General features: G+C 58.9%; 17 protein-coding genes. 12 read left to right on the forward strand and 5 right to left on the reverse strand.

Annotation, left to right across the window (positions count from 1 at the left end; translation table 11 throughout):
• Positions 1–18 precede the first annotated feature (18 nt).
• The 8 genes from gyrB to Q7U49_RS15775 all read left to right on the forward strand — a co-directional run bounded on the left by gyrB (position 19) and on the right by Q7U49_RS15775 (position 8,528).
• On the forward strand, positions 19–2,613 hold the full coding sequence (gene gyrB, locus Q7U49_RS15740; RefSeq protein WP_304765870.1) for a DNA topoisomerase (ATP-hydrolyzing) subunit B: 2,595 nt from the start codon (positions 19–21) through the stop codon (positions 2,611–2,613).
• Between the two features lie 9 nt (positions 2,614–2,622).
• A complete protein-coding gene (locus Q7U49_RS15745; protein ID WP_304765873.1) occupies positions 2,623–3,003 on the forward strand; it encodes an HIT family protein in 381 nt (126 codons plus the stop codon).
• Positions 3,004–3,948 (forward strand): phosphorothioated DNA-binding restriction endonuclease, encoded by a 945-nt coding sequence (locus tag Q7U49_RS15750; RefSeq protein WP_304765876.1) that lies wholly within the window; start codon positions 3,004–3,006, stop codon positions 3,946–3,948.
• A 702-nt stretch (positions 3,949–4,650) separates the two neighbouring features.
• Positions 4,651–6,126, forward strand: coding sequence for a SulP family inorganic anion transporter (locus Q7U49_RS15755; RefSeq protein WP_304765879.1), 1,476 nt, complete (start codon positions 4,651–4,653; stop codon positions 6,124–6,126).
• 13 nt (positions 6,127–6,139) lie between these two features.
• A complete protein-coding gene (locus Q7U49_RS15760; RefSeq protein WP_304765882.1) occupies positions 6,140–7,009 on the forward strand; it encodes a universal stress protein in 870 nt (289 codons plus the stop codon).
• Between the two features lie 234 nt (positions 7,010–7,243).
• Positions 7,244–7,447, forward strand: a complete 204-nt coding sequence (locus Q7U49_RS15765) for a hypothetical protein (RefSeq protein WP_304765885.1) — start codon at positions 7,244–7,246, stop codon at positions 7,445–7,447.
• Between the two features lie 11 nt (positions 7,448–7,458).
• Positions 7,459–7,917 (forward strand): hypothetical protein, encoded by a 459-nt coding sequence (locus Q7U49_RS15770; protein ID WP_304765888.1) that lies wholly within the window; start codon positions 7,459–7,461, stop codon positions 7,915–7,917.
• A gap of 137 nt (positions 7,918–8,054) precedes the next feature.
• Entirely contained in the window at positions 8,055–8,528 is a 474-nt protein-coding gene (locus Q7U49_RS15775; RefSeq protein WP_304765890.1) for a hypothetical protein, read from the forward strand.
• A 48-nt stretch (positions 8,529–8,576) separates the two neighbouring features.
• Here Q7U49_RS15775 and Q7U49_RS15780 read toward each other — a convergent pair whose 3' ends face one another.
• Positions 8,577–9,275: a M23 family metallopeptidase gene (locus tag Q7U49_RS15780; RefSeq protein WP_304765892.1), complete on the reverse strand. Its 699-nt coding sequence runs from the start codon at positions 9,273–9,275 to the stop codon at positions 8,577–8,579.
• Between the two features lie 11 nt (positions 9,276–9,286).
• A complete protein-coding gene (locus Q7U49_RS15785) occupies positions 9,287–10,258 on the reverse strand; it encodes a L,D-transpeptidase (RefSeq protein ID WP_304765895.1) in 972 nt (323 codons plus the stop codon).
• Positions 10,259–10,462: 204 nt separating this feature from the next.
• On the opposite strand from Q7U49_RS15785, the gene Q7U49_RS15790 reads away from it, so the two are divergent.
• Complete coding sequence (locus Q7U49_RS15790) at positions 10,463–10,669, forward strand: CsbD family protein (protein WP_304765898.1); 207 nt, start codon at positions 10,463–10,465, stop codon at positions 10,667–10,669.
• A 26-nt stretch (positions 10,670–10,695) separates the two neighbouring features.
• On the forward strand, positions 10,696–12,138 hold the full coding sequence (locus Q7U49_RS15795) for a dihydrolipoyl dehydrogenase (RefSeq protein WP_304765901.1): 1,443 nt from the start codon (positions 10,696–10,698) through the stop codon (positions 12,136–12,138).
• A gap of 56 nt (positions 12,139–12,194) precedes the next feature.
• Here Q7U49_RS15795 and Q7U49_RS15800 read toward each other — a convergent pair whose 3' ends face one another.
• A complete protein-coding gene (locus Q7U49_RS15800) occupies positions 12,195–12,716 on the reverse strand; it encodes an Rrf2 family transcriptional regulator (protein WP_304765903.1) in 522 nt (173 codons plus the stop codon).
• Positions 12,717–12,879: 163 nt separating this feature from the next.
• Between Q7U49_RS15800 and Q7U49_RS15805 the strand changes: the two genes are divergently transcribed.
• Positions 12,880–13,110: a hypothetical protein gene (locus tag Q7U49_RS15805; protein ID WP_304765905.1), complete on the forward strand. Its 231-nt coding sequence runs from the start codon at positions 12,880–12,882 to the stop codon at positions 13,108–13,110.
• A gap of 36 nt (positions 13,111–13,146) precedes the next feature.
• Entirely contained in the window at positions 13,147–13,614 is a 468-nt protein-coding gene (locus Q7U49_RS15810) for a CreA family protein (protein ID WP_304765908.1), read from the forward strand.
• 74 nt (positions 13,615–13,688) lie between these two features.
• Here Q7U49_RS15810 and Q7U49_RS15815 read toward each other — a convergent pair whose 3' ends face one another.
• Together Q7U49_RS15815 and Q7U49_RS15820 are read right to left on the reverse strand one after the other, a co-directional pair.
• Positions 13,689–15,188, reverse strand: a complete 1,500-nt coding sequence (locus Q7U49_RS15815; protein ID WP_370654025.1) for a tripartite tricarboxylate transporter permease — start codon at positions 15,186–15,188, stop codon at positions 13,689–13,691.
• Positions 15,189–15,240: 52 nt separating this feature from the next.
• Complete coding sequence (locus Q7U49_RS15820) at positions 15,241–15,741, reverse strand: tripartite tricarboxylate transporter TctB family protein (RefSeq protein WP_304765911.1); 501 nt, start codon at positions 15,739–15,741, stop codon at positions 15,241–15,243.
• Between the last annotated feature and the right edge of the window lie 10 nt (positions 15,742–15,751).

Below are 15,751 nucleotides of genomic sequence, written 5' to 3' on the forward strand. Positions count from 1 at the left end.
AACCCCACTGACTCCGCCATGACCGAAGAAAACAAGCCCGCCCACCATCCTGAAAATGCCGTTCACACGGGCGAAGGCACGGCTGACAGTTCCAACTTTCAGCCCACCATCGATGCCCACCAGGAAGGTGCTTCCGAGGCCTATGGTGAAGGTTCGATCCAGATCCTGGAAGGCCTGGAGGCCGTGCGCAAGCGCCCCGGCATGTACATTGGCGACACCAGTGACGGCACCGGCCTGCACCACCTGGTGTTCGAGGTGGTGGACAACTCCATTGACGAATCGCTGGCGGGGCATTGCGATGACATTCTGGTCACCATCCACACCGACAACTCGGTGAGTGTGGTCGACAACGGCCGCGGCATCCCGACCGGCGTCAAGATGGACGACAAACACGAGCCCAAGCGCAGCGCGGCCGAGATTGCCCTGACCGAGCTGCACGCCGGCGGCAAGTTCAACCAGAACAGCTACAAGGTCTCGGGCGGCCTGCACGGCGTGGGTGTGAGTTGCGTCAACGCCTTGAGCAAAATGCTGCGCCTCATCGTGCGCCGTGACGGCAAGGTCCATACGCTCGAATTCAGCCGGGGTTTTGTGCAAAACCGCCTGGTAGAAAGTGTCAATGGCGTTGACGTGTCGCCCATGAAAGTGACGGGTGAAACCGAGCGTCGCGGCACCGAAGTGCATTTCTTGCCCGACACCGACATCTTCAAGGAAAACAACGATTTTCACTACGAGATCCTCAGCAAGCGCCTGCGTGAACTGAGCTTTTTGAACAACGGCGTGCGCATTCGCCTGAAGGACGAACGCAGCGGCAAGGAAGACGACTTTTCTGGCGCTGACGGCGTGCGCGGGTTCGTGAACTTCATCAACAAGGGCAAGACGGTCCTGAACCCCAACATCTTCCACGCCATGGGCGACCGCCAGAGCGACCAGGACACCAACATCGGTGTCGAAGTGGCGATGCAGTGGAACAGCGGCTACAACGAGCAGGTGCTGTGCTTCACCAACAACATCCCGCAGCGCGATGGCGGCACCCACCTGACCGGCCTGCGCGCGGCCATGACGCGCATCATCAACAAGTACATCGACGACAGCGAAATCGCCAAAAAAGCCAAGGTCGAAGTGACCGGCGACGACATGCGCGAGGGCCTGACCTGCGTGCTGAGCGTCAAGGTGCCCGAGCCCAAGTTCTCCAGCCAGACCAAGGACAAGCTGGTGTCCTCGGAAGTGCGCGGCCCGGTCGAAGACATCGTGTCCAAGCTGCTGTGGGACTACCTGCAGGAGCGCCCGGCGGACGCCAAGATCATCGTTGGCAAAATCGTTGAGGCTGCCCGCGCCCGCGAAGCCGCCCGCAAGGCCCGCGACATGACGCGCCGCAAGGGCGTGCTCGACGGCATGGGCCTGCCCGGCAAGCTGGCCGACTGCCAGGAAAAAGACCCGGCGCTGTGCGAAATCTACATCGTCGAGGGTGACTCCGCCGGTGGCTCTGCCAAGCAGGGCCGCGACCGCAAGTTCCAGGCGATTCTGCCGCTGCGCGGCAAGATCCTGAACGTGGAAAAAGCGCGCTACGAGAAGCTGCTCACCAGCAACGAAATCCTGACGCTCATCACTGCCCTGGGCACCGGCATCGGCAAGGCCGGTGGCAGCACCGGCAACGACGACTTCGACGTCGCCAAGCTGCGCTACCACCGCATCATCATCATGACCGATGCCGACGTGGACGGCGCCCACATTCGCACCCTGCTGCTCACCTTCTTCTACCGCCAGATGCCCGAGCTGGTGGAGCGCGGCCACATCTACATCGCCCAGCCGCCGCTCTACAAGGTGAAGGCCGGCCGCGAAGAGCTGTACCTGCAGGGCGCCACCGACCTCGACAACTTCTTGCTGCGCGTGGCGCTGGTCCATGCCACGGTTTACACCGGTGGCGACAACAGCACGGCCCTGACGGGTGACGCACTCACCGAGCTGGCGCGCAAGCACCAGCAGGCCCAAAACGTGATTGCCCGGCTGGCGAACTTTCTGGATGTGTCCGCCCTGCGCGCCATTGCCGACGGCGTGGCGCTGAACCTCGACACGGTCGCCGACGCCGAGGCATCGGCCATCGCGCTGCAAGCCCAGTTGCCCGACGCCGAAGTGGCGGGCGAATTTGACGTGCGCAGCGACAAACCCATTTTGCGCATCAGCCGCCGCCTGCACGGCAACATCAAGAGCAGCGTGCTGACGCAGGACTTTGTCCACGGCGCCGACTACGCCGCCCTGAGCGAAGTTGCCAAAACCTTCAGGGGCTTGCTCAGCGAAGGCGCCCGCGTCACGCGCGGCGAAGGCGAGCGCCAAAAGGAACAAAAGGTCAATGACTTCCGCGAAGCCATGGCCTGGCTGATCGCCCAGGCCGAAAGCTCAACCAGCCGCCAGCGTTACAAAGGCTTGGGTGAAATGAACCCCGAACAGCTCTGGGAAACCACCATGGACCCGACGGTGCGCATTTTGCTGCGCGTGCAGATCGACGACGCCATCGAAGCCGACAAGGTCTTCACCATGCTGATGGGCGACGAGGTCGAACCGCGCCGCGAGTTCATTGAAACCAATGCGTTGCAGGCGGGGAATATTGATATTTGAGTCACTGTGGTGAATCACTCCTGCCCGTTTTGCACGCTGCTGCCTGAACGTATCGTTGCTGCAAACGAGGCGGGCTGGATTGTTCGGGATGCTTATCCAGTCACGCATGGGCATACGCTCGTTATCCCCCGACGCCATATCAGCTCATTCTTTGAACTGGTCGCCGACGAACGCCAACAACTGCTGCTGCTATTGGACATAGCCCGAGCCGGGCTTGATGTAGAACTTCACCCGCAGGGGTACAACATCGGTATCAACGACGGGCCTGCAGCCGGGCAAACGGTGCCGCATCTGCACATTCACCTCATTCCGCGTTACGAAGGCGACATCCCTGACCCGCGAGGCGGCGTGCGTTGGGTGATTCCGCACAAGGCAAAGTACTGGACGTAAATGGCGACACAAAAAGTTCAGCCGTTGACGCAACTTTTTGAGGGCATTCGCCGGGCCCAGTCAGACGGGCGCTTTTCTCCTCACAAACCACTTCTGCTGCTGCTCGCATTGGCTCGCGCTCAACAAGGTGCCCAAAGATTAATTCGACTTGAAGATATTGACCTGCAACTGCAGCAACTGCTGAGTGAGTTCGGTCCCACGAATGCAGCTAAAAGCCGGCACTACCCATTTTGGCATTTGCGGACAGATGGCAAAGGGCAACTGTGGGAGGTGGTAGGGCCCGCCTCGTTGCTGCAACGAAACCCCGGTGCAACGCCGAACCTGAGCGAGCTAAAGCAAGCCAGCGTCTTTGCAGGCTTTTCTGAAACCGTAGATAAAAGCCTTAAACAAGATCCATCTTTGATTCCGGAGTTGGGGCAAATGTTGCTGCAAAGCTTTTTCCCAGAAACCTTGCATGCAGACATCGCTGATGCAATTGGGCTTGATCTGACTGTGACGGATCATCGTGTTGAAGAGCCTTCGGAAAGTTACGAATCAATAAGCAGGAAAAAGCGCACCCGAGCGTTCCGCGACATGGTGCTTCGGGCTTACGAATACCGCTGCTGTGTTTGCGGTTTTGATTTGCGTATTGGGCACATTCCCGCTGGACTGGAAGCCGCGCACATTCAATGGCATACCGCCGGAGGACCTGATATCGGTCCTAATGGACCGTCCCTTTGTGCTTTGCATCACAAGCTGTTTGATCTCGGTGCGTTCACTCTGACGCCCAATTCGCAAAAGATCGTTTTCAGTGAACATGCGGTCTCTGGGTCACGCGGACTGACGGGTGAGCTCCAGCATCACGGGAAAACCGCCCTTGAGCCCACGTCAAGCGAAGCGGCGCCAGGCGCCCATTTTCTCGAATGGAATTGGAGTCATGTGTTCAAAAAGGAAGCACGCCCTTGAGCAGGCGCGTCTTCAAACAAGCCGAATCGGCGTCAACTGTAGGTTGTAGAGACGAAACACTCAATTTTTCAGCCTACTTCCGTCCAAGAGCTGACATTCTTGTGAACGGCCCACCGGTACGATTTCTGTCATCAGAAACCTTCTTAGAGGTGGTCGCCGACTTGTATGAAGTTGGTCCCGTCAGGTGCATGCAACGACTCCGAAACTAGATGAAAATTTTTGAGGAAATGTTCTGGCCATCCGTCGATGGCCTGCCTACAAAAACGAATCAGTATCACGGCTGCTCGTCGCTTTGCTTAAGCATTCATTGATCTGAACTTGAAAATTTTTTAAGAACTTGCTCACCCCAAACTTTTGCCGCTAACCATGCGGCAAGCCTTTGGGTTCAAAGTCGAATATTCGGCAAGACTTTGCCTGAAAAACCGACAAAACTTTGAATTCGGTTCAGCGTAACTCATTGATTTAAAATAGTAAGATAGGCAAATCTTTGCTCTCCCCTTTTGTAGGCGAACTCCCTTGTAAAACGCAGCAACACCCACCACGAACCGGCTTTGTCGCAATCGTGTGACAAAAGCTGCCCGAACGCCTTGCGGCTGTCGGGTCGTGTTGCCTCCGGTATTTTCTTTTTATCGGGCTGTCAAACTGATGGCCCACCCTGGGCTTGGGTTAGCTTTGACCTGCCCATCCATTCCCTGAGTTGTCATGAATTCCTTGAAACAAGATTGGTTTTCCAATGTCCGAAACGATTTGCTGGCCGGCCTGGTCGTCGCGCTGGCGCTGATCCCGGAAGCCATCGCCTTCTCCATCATTGCCGGCGTGGACCCCAAAATTGGCTTGTATGCGTCATTCAGCATTGCGGTGGTGACCGCGTTCATGGGCGGGCGCCCCGGCATGATCTCTGCGGCCACCGGCGCCATGGCCTTGCTGATGGTGACCCTGGTCAAGGACCACGGCCTGCAGTACCTGCTGGCGGCCACCGTCCTGACCGGCGTTCTGCAGATCATCGCGGGCTGGGTCAATCTGGGGGCGCTGATGCGCTTTGTCTCGCGTTCGGTGGTCACCGGTTTTGTCAACGCCCTGGCGATTCTTATTTTTCTGGCCCAGTTGCCCGAGCTCACCAACGTGACCTGGCACGTGTACGCCATGACGGCAGCCGGCCTGGCCATCATCTACGGCTTGCCCTACCTGACCAAGGCCATTCCGTCGCCGCTGGTCACCATTGTGGTGCTGACGGCCGTGGCCATCTCTCTGGATCTGGACATCCGCACGGTGGGTGACATGGGTGCGCTGCCCGACAGCCTGCCGATGTTCCTGATCCCGGACATTCCGCTGAATCTGGAGACGCTGTTGATCATTTTCCCGTACTCCCTGACCCTGATGGTGGTGGGTTTGCTGGAGTCGCTGATGACGGCGACCATCGTCGACGACCTGACCGACACCAAGAGCGACAAGAACCGCGAGTGCGTGGGACAAGGCGTGGCCAACATTGCGACAGGCTTCATCGGTGGCATGGCCGGTTGCGCCATGATCGGGCAGTCGATCATCAACATCAAGTCCGGCGGACGCGGGCGCCTGTCAACCTTTGCGGCGGGCATCTTCCTGTTGTTGATGGTGGTGTTCCTGGGCGACTGGGTGGCCCGCATTCCGATGGCAGCCCTGGTGGCCGTGATGATCATGGTTTCCATCGGCACCTTCAGCTGGGGCTCGATCCGCAACCTGCGCGAGCACCCGAAAAGCTCCAGTATGGTGATGATGGCCACGGTGGTGGTGACCGTGGCCACGCACGATCTGGCCAAAGGGGTGCTGGTGGGCGTGTTGCTGTCGGGCTTCTTCTTTGCGCAAAAGGTAGGCCGGATGCTGCGGATTCGCTCCAGGGCCGAGGACGAGGGCCGGGTTCGCGTCTACCAGGTCACAGGCCAGGTGTTCTTTGCCACGGCCGATCACTTCACCAATGCGTTCGACTACAAGGAAGTCATCGACAAAGTCTGCATCGACGTCAGCCGTGCCCATTTCTGGGACATCACCGCCGTCAGCGCGCTGGACAAGGTGGTACTCAAGTTTCGCCGCGAGGGCGCTGACGTGGACATCATCGGTCTCAACGAAGCCAGCACCACCCTGGTCGACAAGTTTGGTGTGCACGACAAAGACGGCGCCGAAGACCTGTTGATGGGTCACTGAAAGGAAGCAGCAGATGAACGCAAAGAACGACAACAAAGTCATGGCCTGTGTGGATCAATCGGCCTATGCGGCCCATGTGGCTGACTACGCCGCCTGGGCAGCGCAGCGCATGGGTGCGCCCCTGGAGCTGCTGCATGTGATTGATCGGCACCCGGAAATCAGCAAGGGCGATGACCTCAGCGGCGCGTTGGGCATGGACGCCCAGGAAAAGCTGCTCGACCAGCTGTCGGCCGAAGACAACGCCAAGGCGCGCAGCGCCAAGGAGGCCGGGCGCTTGTTCCTCAACCAGCTGCGCCTGAGGGCGATGCAGGCGGGTGCGTCAGAGGTGGACGTGCGCCAACGTTATGGTTCCCTGCAGGAAACCCTGGTGGAGCAGGAAGAGGGCGTTCGCCTGATCGTGCTCGGGCGTCGGGGCGAGTCTGCGCAGGTGACGCAACGTGACCTGGGGCGCAACGTGGAGCGCATTGTTCGTGGCCTGCACAAACCCATATTGACGGTGACTGACGGCTTTGCCGCGCCCCGCAACGTGATGATCGCCTTCGATGGTGGTGCCGTCACGCGCCGCGGTGTGGAAATGATCGCTGCCAGCCCCTTGTTTCGCGGCCTGCCGGTGCACATCCTGATGACGGGCAAAGAAAATGCGGAAGCGCCCAAGCAGATGGAGTGGGCTCGAAGCAAACTGCACGAGGCAGGTTTTGAGGTGGTGACGGTCATCCGGCCGGGGGATACCGAAAGCACCATCGCCACGTACATTGCCGAGCATTCCATCGATCTGTTGACCATGGGCTCTTACGGCCACTCCATGCTGCACAGCTGGTTGTTCGGCAGCAAGACCACAGACTTGCTGCGTGCCTCCAGGATCCCGACGCTGCTGCTGCGATAAAAACCGCGTTTGGCATTGTCTGGATGTCTCTGCGGATGCATCAGAGCGAAAGCGCTCGCAGTCCTGCGGAAGAGACGGGTGCGCCATCACACAGACGCTGGCAGGATCGTGGTTTAAATTCATTTCTCCGGTTGCAGGCAAATCCTTTTGCTGTGCGTGGCAAGCAGCCAGGTTGACTCAGGTGTTCTGTGTCAATTTGCAGCCCAGATCACATCTGCCTTAATGGAGAAAATGATGAACAACTTGCGATTATTGATTGTTGGTGCCGCCCCGCTACTGACGAGCGGCGTGGCCCTGGCGCAGACAGGAACCATGATGGGTGGTGATCACTCTGGCTTCGGCTGGATGGGTGGCTACGGCGGTGTCTGGATGCCGGTCCTGCTCATTGTGGTGGTCGTCGCCCTGATGGTGCTGGTCATTCAGCGCAAGGACAAGTAAAGTGGAACACCATGAAGTCTTTCTTTAGCGTTCAGCGAACACGGTACACCGCTGCCGTGATGCTGTTCGTCTGGATGATTTCCTTGGGGATCGGCGTGGCCAACGCGTGTCTGCTCCAGCAGGACCAGGGACCTCGTGACTATTTCAGTCTAGGTCCTGCAGGGAACGACCTGACAGCGCATGTTGAAGGTGTGGTGTCGCGGGACCACTTCGCTGCGAATCCGGTTCATTCTGACGAGCACACATCGTCGCCGGAAAAAATAACTTGCCTGCATTTTTGCGAGGCAGAGCAAAGTACGCTTATCACTGGTCACCTGGACGGATTCGCTCACCTCGATCTGGTTCCGATCCTGTTTTTGACCGGCTTGCCGGTGCCAACAACTGGTCAGGCATTGCCAGCGCAGGCCTTCACCAGCCCGAGTTGGTCGGAGCCACCGGTCTCCATCCGCTTTCTGCGGCTCACTATTTGACACCCCCAAATCAGGCTCTCTGCTGCTTGGGGTGACCCGCGCGGCAGTGGGCCTGCATCTGCTTTCAGCATGCCTTCCAGGGAATGCTGAAAGCGTCTCTTGCCGTTTCCCCTCATTTTTTCCAATTGGAGTTGACCATGTCACACCTTCGCCAGACCGTTCTCACGATTGCCCTTGCTACGGCCGCCATCGGCGCCTCGGCCCAAACCGCTGCGCAAATCGACGCGCAACAAAAGGAACATCAAGCCCACGTATTGGCTACAGAGCAAGCTTCCATCAATCAGCCCGCTTCGCCCGCCGACCCGGCCAGCGCCGGAAAGATGGCTGCCATGGACAGCAAAATGAAAGCCATGGCCGAGATGCATCAAAAAATGATGGCTGCCAAAACGCCGGAAGAAAAGAAGGCACTGATGGCCGAGCACATGAAAACCATGCAGGAAGGCATGAAGATGATGGGCATGATGGGCGGCGGCATGGCCGGCATGCAGGGCAACAAGCCGATGCCAGGCGCCATGGGCCAGCACCACCAGATGATGGAAAAACGCATGGCCATGATGGAATCCATGATGCAAATGATGATGGACCGGATGCCAGCGCCTGCTGCCAATTAATGGCCGCATTGCCAGCACTTCGCCTGCGACGCAGCAAGGTCTGATTGCTCACGGCCGCACAACGCCTCCCAAGAGCGGATAAGGGTTGATCGGGCTGCCTTTCCACCATTGTTTTTCCGGCCCCAGCACGAACACGGCAAAGTGCAAATGCGGCGTGTTCGGATCGGCGTTGCCACTGGTCCCGACATAACCGACCAGATCGCCGCGTTTCAGCGCCATCCCCTCCTGGACGCCGTCAGCGTACCGGTCCAGGTGCGCGTAGTAATAGGCCAACTGCGCGCTGGTGTCGAATTGGTACAGCGTCAGACCGCCGGGTTTGCTGTTGAACAGCTTGGCAATTTTGCCGTCTGTCACCGCAAACACTTGCGTTCCCTTGGGCGCCAGGATGTCGATGGCTTCATGGCGCCGTTCGCCGCTGCGGGCTTCATCAAAGGTGTTTTGCAGCGCGCTGGCCTTGATGCCCGCGACCGGGATCAGCAGCTGGTTTTCCACCGGCACGGCAAGCTCAGGTGCCGATGCCGCGGCTACCAGCGGTGGCTCGGCGATGGGTTCGGACGCCGGCATTGCCATGGCGCTGGGCGCTGGTTCGGTGGCAGCGGCCACAGGCACACAGGGCAGCGCTGGCGCCATGACTGTGGCGCGGTCCGCCACGATCACCACCGGCTGGGCTGAGCCCAGCCCTGAGTAGACATAGAGGCTGATCGCACCGACCAGCGCACCGATCAGAAACGTGAGGAGCCACTTCATGGGGGACGCCCTTACTTTTGCAGCAGAACGTCGACGCCGGTCGCGACCGCTTGCGCGAGCGCAGACGCATCCCAGTTGGTCAGCCGAATGCAGCCGTGCGATTGGGTCTTGCCAATGGTGGCGGGTTCTGGCGTACCGTGAATGCCGTAATGTTCTTTGGACAGATCGATCCAGACCACACCCACCGGATTATTCGGTCCGGCCGCAATCTTGGCCTTGGCTTCGCCCGGCTCGGCGTCCCAGAACAATTTCGGGTTGTAGTGAAACACCGGATTTCGCGCCACGCCATTGACTTTCCAGTCGCCCAAGGGCAGCGGATCATGTTTGCTGCCGGTTGTGACTGGAAACTGGGCGATGACTTTGCCGTCAGCATCGACCAGCGACAAGGTGCGGTCCGATTGGTCGACGATGATTTTTGCCGCTTTGGGTAATTCAGGGGTGCCGGCCACATTGGGCACCATGATTTCCTCGCCTGCACTGGTAAAACTTTTCCCGGGATTGAGCTGGTCGAGCAGTTTGGGACTGACGTGAAATTTTTCACCGAGCGCCTCTCTGGCCGAGCGGTAGCCAAGTTCCTTCAGCTTCGCCTTGTCCGCCCAATCGGTCGGGATCGGATGAAACGGACCTGCGACGTCCGCGTCCAGGATCGTGTAGGCCACCAGAACGGGTGCGGTGTCGGTATTCAACACGGCCCAGGTTGGCGCATCAACAATGCCGGTGTCCTGCAAGCGGTTCGCCTTTTGGTAGCCGCTGACGGCATTGCGTAAATTCTGTCCGTAGGCCGCGTCGATCTCGCCGGAGGAAAAACGAGCCCGGTCCAGCAACACTTGGGCGCGCAGCACGGCGCTGCCTTTCATTTTTGGCCCGATCAGCTGCGCGCGTTCAGTTTCAGTGAGCGTGTCGGGGTTTGGCAGCGGCGCTGCCAGGGTGACGCTGCTCGTTGCGCATGCCGTGAGCAGCGCCAGAAGATGTTGCATTTTCATGGTTGTTTCTTTGGGTTTGGTTCTGCCTCTCAGCGTAACAGCGGCTGGTGTGGGTTTCTGTGCGCTGGCGAACCGGGGATTCAAAGCGGGTGCCAGCGTGCGCAATCGCACAGATGACGGCAGGCGAACGCCATAGCATTCAGTCCAGGGTCATCCACTGACTCGCTTGCGAAGCAATTCGCTCAACCTCAAAGGAAAATCATCATGAACAAGAATCAAGTCAACGGCACTGTGAAAGATATCGCCGGCAAAGTCCAGGAGCAAGCCGGCAAGCTCGTAGGTAACAAGGAGCAGGAGGCCAAGGGCATTCACAAACAAGTCACGGGCAAGGCAGAAAAGCGGCTGGGCGATGCCAAGGAAATCGTCGAGGACGCCAAGGACGCTGTCAAAGACGCCGTGAAGCGTCTCTAAAATATTTCCTGATGCTGCAAGCTGCCATGACACCACTTCACGTCGACGTTGCCATTGTGGGCGCCGGTACCGCCGGCATGGGTGCCTACCGGGCGGCCCGCGCCCATACCGATTCGGTGTTGCTGATCGAAGGCGGTGCTTATGGCACGACCTGCGCGCGCGTGGGTTGCATGCCCAGCAAATTGCTGATCGCCGCCGCCGAGGCCGCGCACCAGGCACGCCATACCCAAGCCTTCGGGATACAGGTGCCAACGGTCACGGTGGACGGCGCTGCCGTGATGGCGCGGGTACAGCGCGAGCGCGACCGTTTTGTCGGCTTTGTGCTGGAAACGCTTGACGCCATGCCACCGGGTGACCGGTTGGCTGCCCGTGTCAGGTTCCAGGATGCCAACACCCTGGTGACCGAGCATGGCCAGCTGATTCAGGCCAGGCGCATCGTCATCGCCACCGGCAGCACGCCGGTGCTGCCGCCGGTTCTGAAAGGGCTGGACGCGCGTTTACTGACCAATGAAAACGTCTTTGACCTGCCCAACTTGCCGACCAGCCTGGCGGTGTTTGGCCCAGGTGTGCTGGGGCTGGAACTGGCCCAGGCCATGAGCCGCCTGGGGGTGCGGGTCAAGGTGTTTGGCGTGGGCGGCGGCATTGCCGGCATTCAGGATCCGGCCATCCGGGAGGATGCCAACCAGACTTTCAACAAAGAGTTTTATCTGGACGCCTCGGCCCGGGTCGAGTTCGTCAGGGAAACGACCACCGGGGTCGACGTTCACTATCTGCATCGCAACGGGGTCTGGAAAACCGAGGCCTTCGACCAGGTGCTGGCGGCGACCGGCCGGGCGCCTGCGGTGGCCGGCCTCGGCCTGGAACACACGGGCGTGCCGTTGAACGACCGCGGCGTGCCGTTGTTTGACCGCTTCACGCTGCAGTGCGGCGACAGCACGATCTTTATTGCTGGCGACGCCAGCAACGACAGTCCGTTATTGCACGAGGCGGCCGACCAGGGGCGCATTGCTGGCGAGAATGCCGCGCGTTTCCCCGATGTGCGACCTGGCCTGCGCCGCGCGCCGCTGGCGGTGGTCTTCACCGATCCGCAAATCGCCGCGGTGGGTTTGAACTTGAAACAACTCAATGAGCAATTCAAGGATCGCTTTGCGGTGGGTGTCGTGTCCTTCGAGGACCAGGGCCGCAGCCGGGTCATGCTGCGCAACCAGGGCCTGCTGAAAGTCTATGGCGAGCAGGGCAGCGGCTTGTTTCTGGGGGCTGAAATGTTCGGCCCTGCGGCCGAGCACATCGGGCATCTGCTGGCCTGGGCGGCGCAACAGCGCATGACCGTCTCCAGCATGCTGGACATGCCCTTTTATCATCCGGTCATCGAAGAGGGGGTGCGCACCGCTCTGCGCGACCTCAACCACAAGCTGCACATCGGTCCCCAGGTGATCGCGCGCTGTATGGATTGCGGACCTGGCGCCTGAGCTTGGTCCAGGCAGCGGACGCGCGCGGCGCCGCTTTACCGGGTCAATCTGATGTGTCAGGGCGCCCGAAGGGTCTGACCCAGCGCAAAAACCGAGTTGGGCACATTGGGCCGGATGATTTGTTCAACTGGTTTTCTGAACACCCCCCGGTTGGGTGGCGGCTTTTTCTCAATCCTGACCCCTCGGGCCAGTTGATTAAGCACCAAACGCTCCAAAGTGACAGACTGCATGAAGTTGATCATTTTCTCATTCATGGCGTCCCACAAGTCTTGCGTCATGTCTTGTGCTGGCGTCGCGCCTGGCTGTTTTGATTTTGGTGTTGCATCTTCAACGGCGTAGACGATGTCGGCTACCGTGATGCCATCACTGCGCCGGCCCAAGGCGTAGCCACCACCTGGGCCGCGGGTGCTGGTAACCAGTTCCCGCAAACGCAGCTTGCTGAACAACTGCTCAAGGGATGACAGCGAAACTTGTTGACGCAAGCCGATATCATTGAGCGACACTGGCCCGAGTTCTTCACGCAAGGCAATGTCAATCATCGCATTCACGGCAAAACGGCCTTTGGTAGTTAAACGCATTTCGAAACCTCCTGACAGTGCACGAAACCTTGAGAAAACTTTGATTCATCAAGATGCCTGGCCGCAATGTAGTCGCAGGCAGGGGTGGCAGTTTGTTCGGTTGCGTACCGACCGGTCATATGTGAACAAATAGTATTGCCTCACAATCAACCAAGGCAACACCATGACCAGCACAAACGTATCAAGTTCGCAGGAGTCCCTCGTCTCTCCGCAGTTCCTTCACCGCGAAGCGGCAGTCCAGCTGGAAAAGGCCGTCAAGCACCATCGGCAAGCGGCACTGCTCCACGATGTTGGCGATGCCAGGCAAGCGGAGACCCATGGCAGCATTGCCTACAACCACACTGCGCACGCTTTGGAGGTGAGTGGTCGGGCATTGAACGTTCTGCTTTGGTAGCCGTTGCCAAGTGAATCTCAGCTGAAGGTACCTTGGATGAAAAAATTGTTGTTAGCCATTACTGCCCTCCTCGCATCGTCAGGCGGCATGGCCGAGACCGTGGGCGAGGTCAGCACCACCTTCAAACTATTGAGCCCCAATGACAAGATCGTCGTGGAAGTGTTCGATGACCCCGAGGTGCAGGGGGTGGCCTGCTATTTGTCGCACGCCAAAACAGGCGGTTACAAAGGTGCGCTGGGCCTGGCCGAAGACACGTCTGACGCCGCAGTGGCTTGCCGCCAGATCGGGCCCATTGCCTTCAAGGGCAAGATCGCTGGGCAGGACGAAGTGTTCAATGCCCGAACCTCTTTCCTGTTCAAACAAGTCCGCGTGGTGCGCATGGTCGACAGCAAGCGCAACACGCTGGTCTACCTGGTGTATTCCGACAAGCTGATTGACGGCAGCCCCAAGAACAGCGTGACGGCCGTGCCTGTGCCGGCCGCGCAGCCGATACCGTTGAAGTAAAGCGAGAGACAGCGCGTCGTTGCAAGGGTTGCCTTTCCCTCTGCGCGTAAGCTGCGTTAAACGCTTTCGGAATTTCAAACCGCCTTGCGCATGCGGCCGATGAGTCTGCCAATGAATGGCCACATCAGCAACAGCACGGCGAGTGTCATGATCGTCGCGACCAGCGTCGAATTGGTCCAGAAGATTCCCAGCGATCCCTTCGAGAAAATCATCGATTGGCGGAAGGCATCCTCGGTCTTGTCACCGAGCACCATCGCCAGAACCATGGGTGCGATGGGGTAGTCGAGTTTTTTGAGCAGGTAGCCGACGATGCCGAAGCCCAGCGCCAGCCAGAGATCGAGGCGAGCACCGCTGATCTGGTAGGCGCCGATGAAACACACGACGACGATCATCGGGCCGATGATCGAAAACGGGATTCTCAGAATGGCGGCAAACAGCGGCACCGTGGCGAGCACCAGGAACACGGCCATCACATTGCCAAGATACATGCTGGCAATGGTGCTCCAGACAAAATCCGGGCGTTCGATAAACAACATCGGCCCGGGTGTCAGACCCCAGATCATCAGGCCGCCCATCATGACGGCTGCGGTTGCCGATCCAGGAATACCCAGCGCCAGCATTGGCAAAATGGCGCAGGTCCCGGCCGAGTGGTCTGCCGTTTCCGGTGCGATCACGCCGGCCGGTTCACCCTTCCCGAAACCGCTCTTGTTGCGCGCAAAACGCTTGGCCAGACCATAACTCATGAACGAGGCGGCGGTCGGCCCGCCGGGCGTGATGCCCATCCAGCAGCCGACGAGTGCGCTGCGCAGCAGCGTAACCCAGTATTTCGGCAGCGAGATGATCGCGTGAACGACATCGCGGATTTTGATGCGGGCGTGTATGCCGTTGAAGTGCAGGCCTTGTTCCATCGTCTGTATCAGTTCACCGAGGCCAAACAGCCCGATCACGGCGACCAGGAAACTGATTCCCTTGATCAACTCGGTGATGCCGAACGTCAACCGCATGTTGCCGGACATGCCGTCCATGCCGATGGTGGCAAAGGCAAAGCCGAGCATCATCGACACAACCGCCTTGAATGGCGAGCCGCCTCCCATGCCGATAAAGCTGCAGAAGGTCAGAAAATAGACAGCAAAGAACTCCGGCGAGCTGAATTTCAGTGCGAACTGGGTGACCCAGCCGGACAAGATGGTAATGACGGTCACGCCAATGAGTGCGCCGATACCGGCGGATATGAAGGCGAGGGTCAACGCCTTGGTGGCATGCCCCTGTTGTGCCATCGGGTAGCCGTCGAAAGTCGTCGCGACCGACGAGGGTTCGCCCGGAATGTTGAACAGGATCGACGTGGTCGAACCGCCGAACAGTGCGCCCCAGTACATGCTGGTGAGAAGGATGATGGCCGATATCGGGTCCATGGTGAAGGTGAGCGGTATCAGCAGCGATACGCCGTTCGGTGCACCCAGTCCCGGCAGGACGCCGACCAGAATACCCAGCAGTACTCCAACCGCCATGAGTCCAAGATGGTAGGCGGAGAAAACGATGACGAAACCGTCCATCAGGTTGCCAAAATTCGCCAATGTGTTTCTCCAGAATCTCGCTGTCGTGGAAAGTTTTCTTGCCGAGCCAGGGTTAGTAAATGTTCAGCAGGGCTTCAATTGGCCCTTTGAGCAGGGGAACTTGGAACCATTTTTCAAAAACGAAGTAAAAAATCACAATCGTGCTCATGCAGATGGTGAGCGCCTTGCCGATCCGGTATCCCCCCTGGATCGTCATGACACCGAACAGATAGAGAGCAAGGCCGACATAAAGTCCAAGCACCATCGATACAGCGACGAAACCGAGCATGGGCAGGAAAAATGTCAGTATCCGATGGCCTTGCTCTCGTGTCAGAAAAACTTCCTTACGGTGACGTTGTGCGATCACGGCCTCAATCAGTGCACCGCAACTGGCGATGACAATGAACAGACCGATATAAAAGGGAAAGTAGCCCGGTTGTGGTCCGGCATCACCCCAGCCGGTTCCGATTTCGAGTGATCCGTAACTGACAATCGCACCGGCCAAGGCAGCAGCACAGGCCACTGCAATTTCCATCGTCAAACGGGTCATCAAGGTCCCGGATGGATTACGCATAGGGCAAACT

Source organism: Rhodoferax sp. (assembly GCF_030653815.1).
GTDB lineage: Bacteria > Pseudomonadota > Gammaproteobacteria > Burkholderiales > Burkholderiaceae_C > Rhodoferax.

Excerpts from the sequence above, each read along its gene's own strand:
- Q7U49_RS15785 (WP_304765895.1), bottom strand. The coding sequence starts at position 10,258 with ATGAAAATGCAACATCTTCTGGCGCTGCTCACGGCATGCGCAACGAGC.
- Q7U49_RS15750 (WP_304765876.1), top strand. The coding sequence starts at position 3,004 with ATGGCGACACAAAAAGTTCAGCCGTTGACGCAACTTTTTGAGGGCATT.
- Q7U49_RS15765 (WP_304765885.1), top strand. The coding sequence starts at position 7,244 with ATGAACAACTTGCGATTATTGATTGTTGGTGCCGCCCCGCTACTGACG.
- Q7U49_RS15755 (WP_304765879.1), top strand. The coding sequence starts at position 4,651 with ATGAATTCCTTGAAACAAGATTGGTTTTCCAATGTCCGAAACGATTTG.
- Q7U49_RS15775 (WP_304765890.1), top strand. The coding sequence starts at position 8,055 with ATGTCACACCTTCGCCAGACCGTTCTCACGATTGCCCTTGCTACGGCC.
- Q7U49_RS15810 (WP_304765908.1), top strand. The coding sequence starts at position 13,147 with ATGAAAAAATTGTTGTTAGCCATTACTGCCCTCCTCGCATCGTCAGGC.
- Q7U49_RS15800 (WP_304765903.1), bottom strand. The coding sequence starts at position 12,716 with ATGCGTTTAACTACCAAAGGCCGTTTTGCCGTGAATGCGATGATTGAC.
- Q7U49_RS15795 (WP_304765901.1), top strand. The coding sequence starts at position 10,696 with ATGACACCACTTCACGTCGACGTTGCCATTGTGGGCGCCGGTACCGCC.
- Q7U49_RS15790 (WP_304765898.1), top strand. The coding sequence starts at position 10,463 with ATGAACAAGAATCAAGTCAACGGCACTGTGAAAGATATCGCCGGCAAA.
- Q7U49_RS15820 (WP_304765911.1), bottom strand. The coding sequence starts at position 15,741 with ATGCGTAATCCATCCGGGACCTTGATGACCCGTTTGACGATGGAAATT.
- Q7U49_RS15770 (WP_304765888.1), top strand. The coding sequence starts at position 7,459 with ATGAAGTCTTTCTTTAGCGTTCAGCGAACACGGTACACCGCTGCCGTG.
- Q7U49_RS15780 (WP_304765892.1), bottom strand. The coding sequence starts at position 9,275 with ATGAAGTGGCTCCTCACGTTTCTGATCGGTGCGCTGGTCGGTGCGATC.
- gyrB (WP_304765870.1), top strand. The coding sequence starts at position 19 with ATGACCGAAGAAAACAAGCCCGCCCACCATCCTGAAAATGCCGTTCAC.
- Q7U49_RS15760 (WP_304765882.1), top strand. The coding sequence starts at position 6,140 with ATGAACGCAAAGAACGACAACAAAGTCATGGCCTGTGTGGATCAATCG.
- Q7U49_RS15805 (WP_304765905.1), top strand. The coding sequence starts at position 12,880 with ATGACCAGCACAAACGTATCAAGTTCGCAGGAGTCCCTCGTCTCTCCG.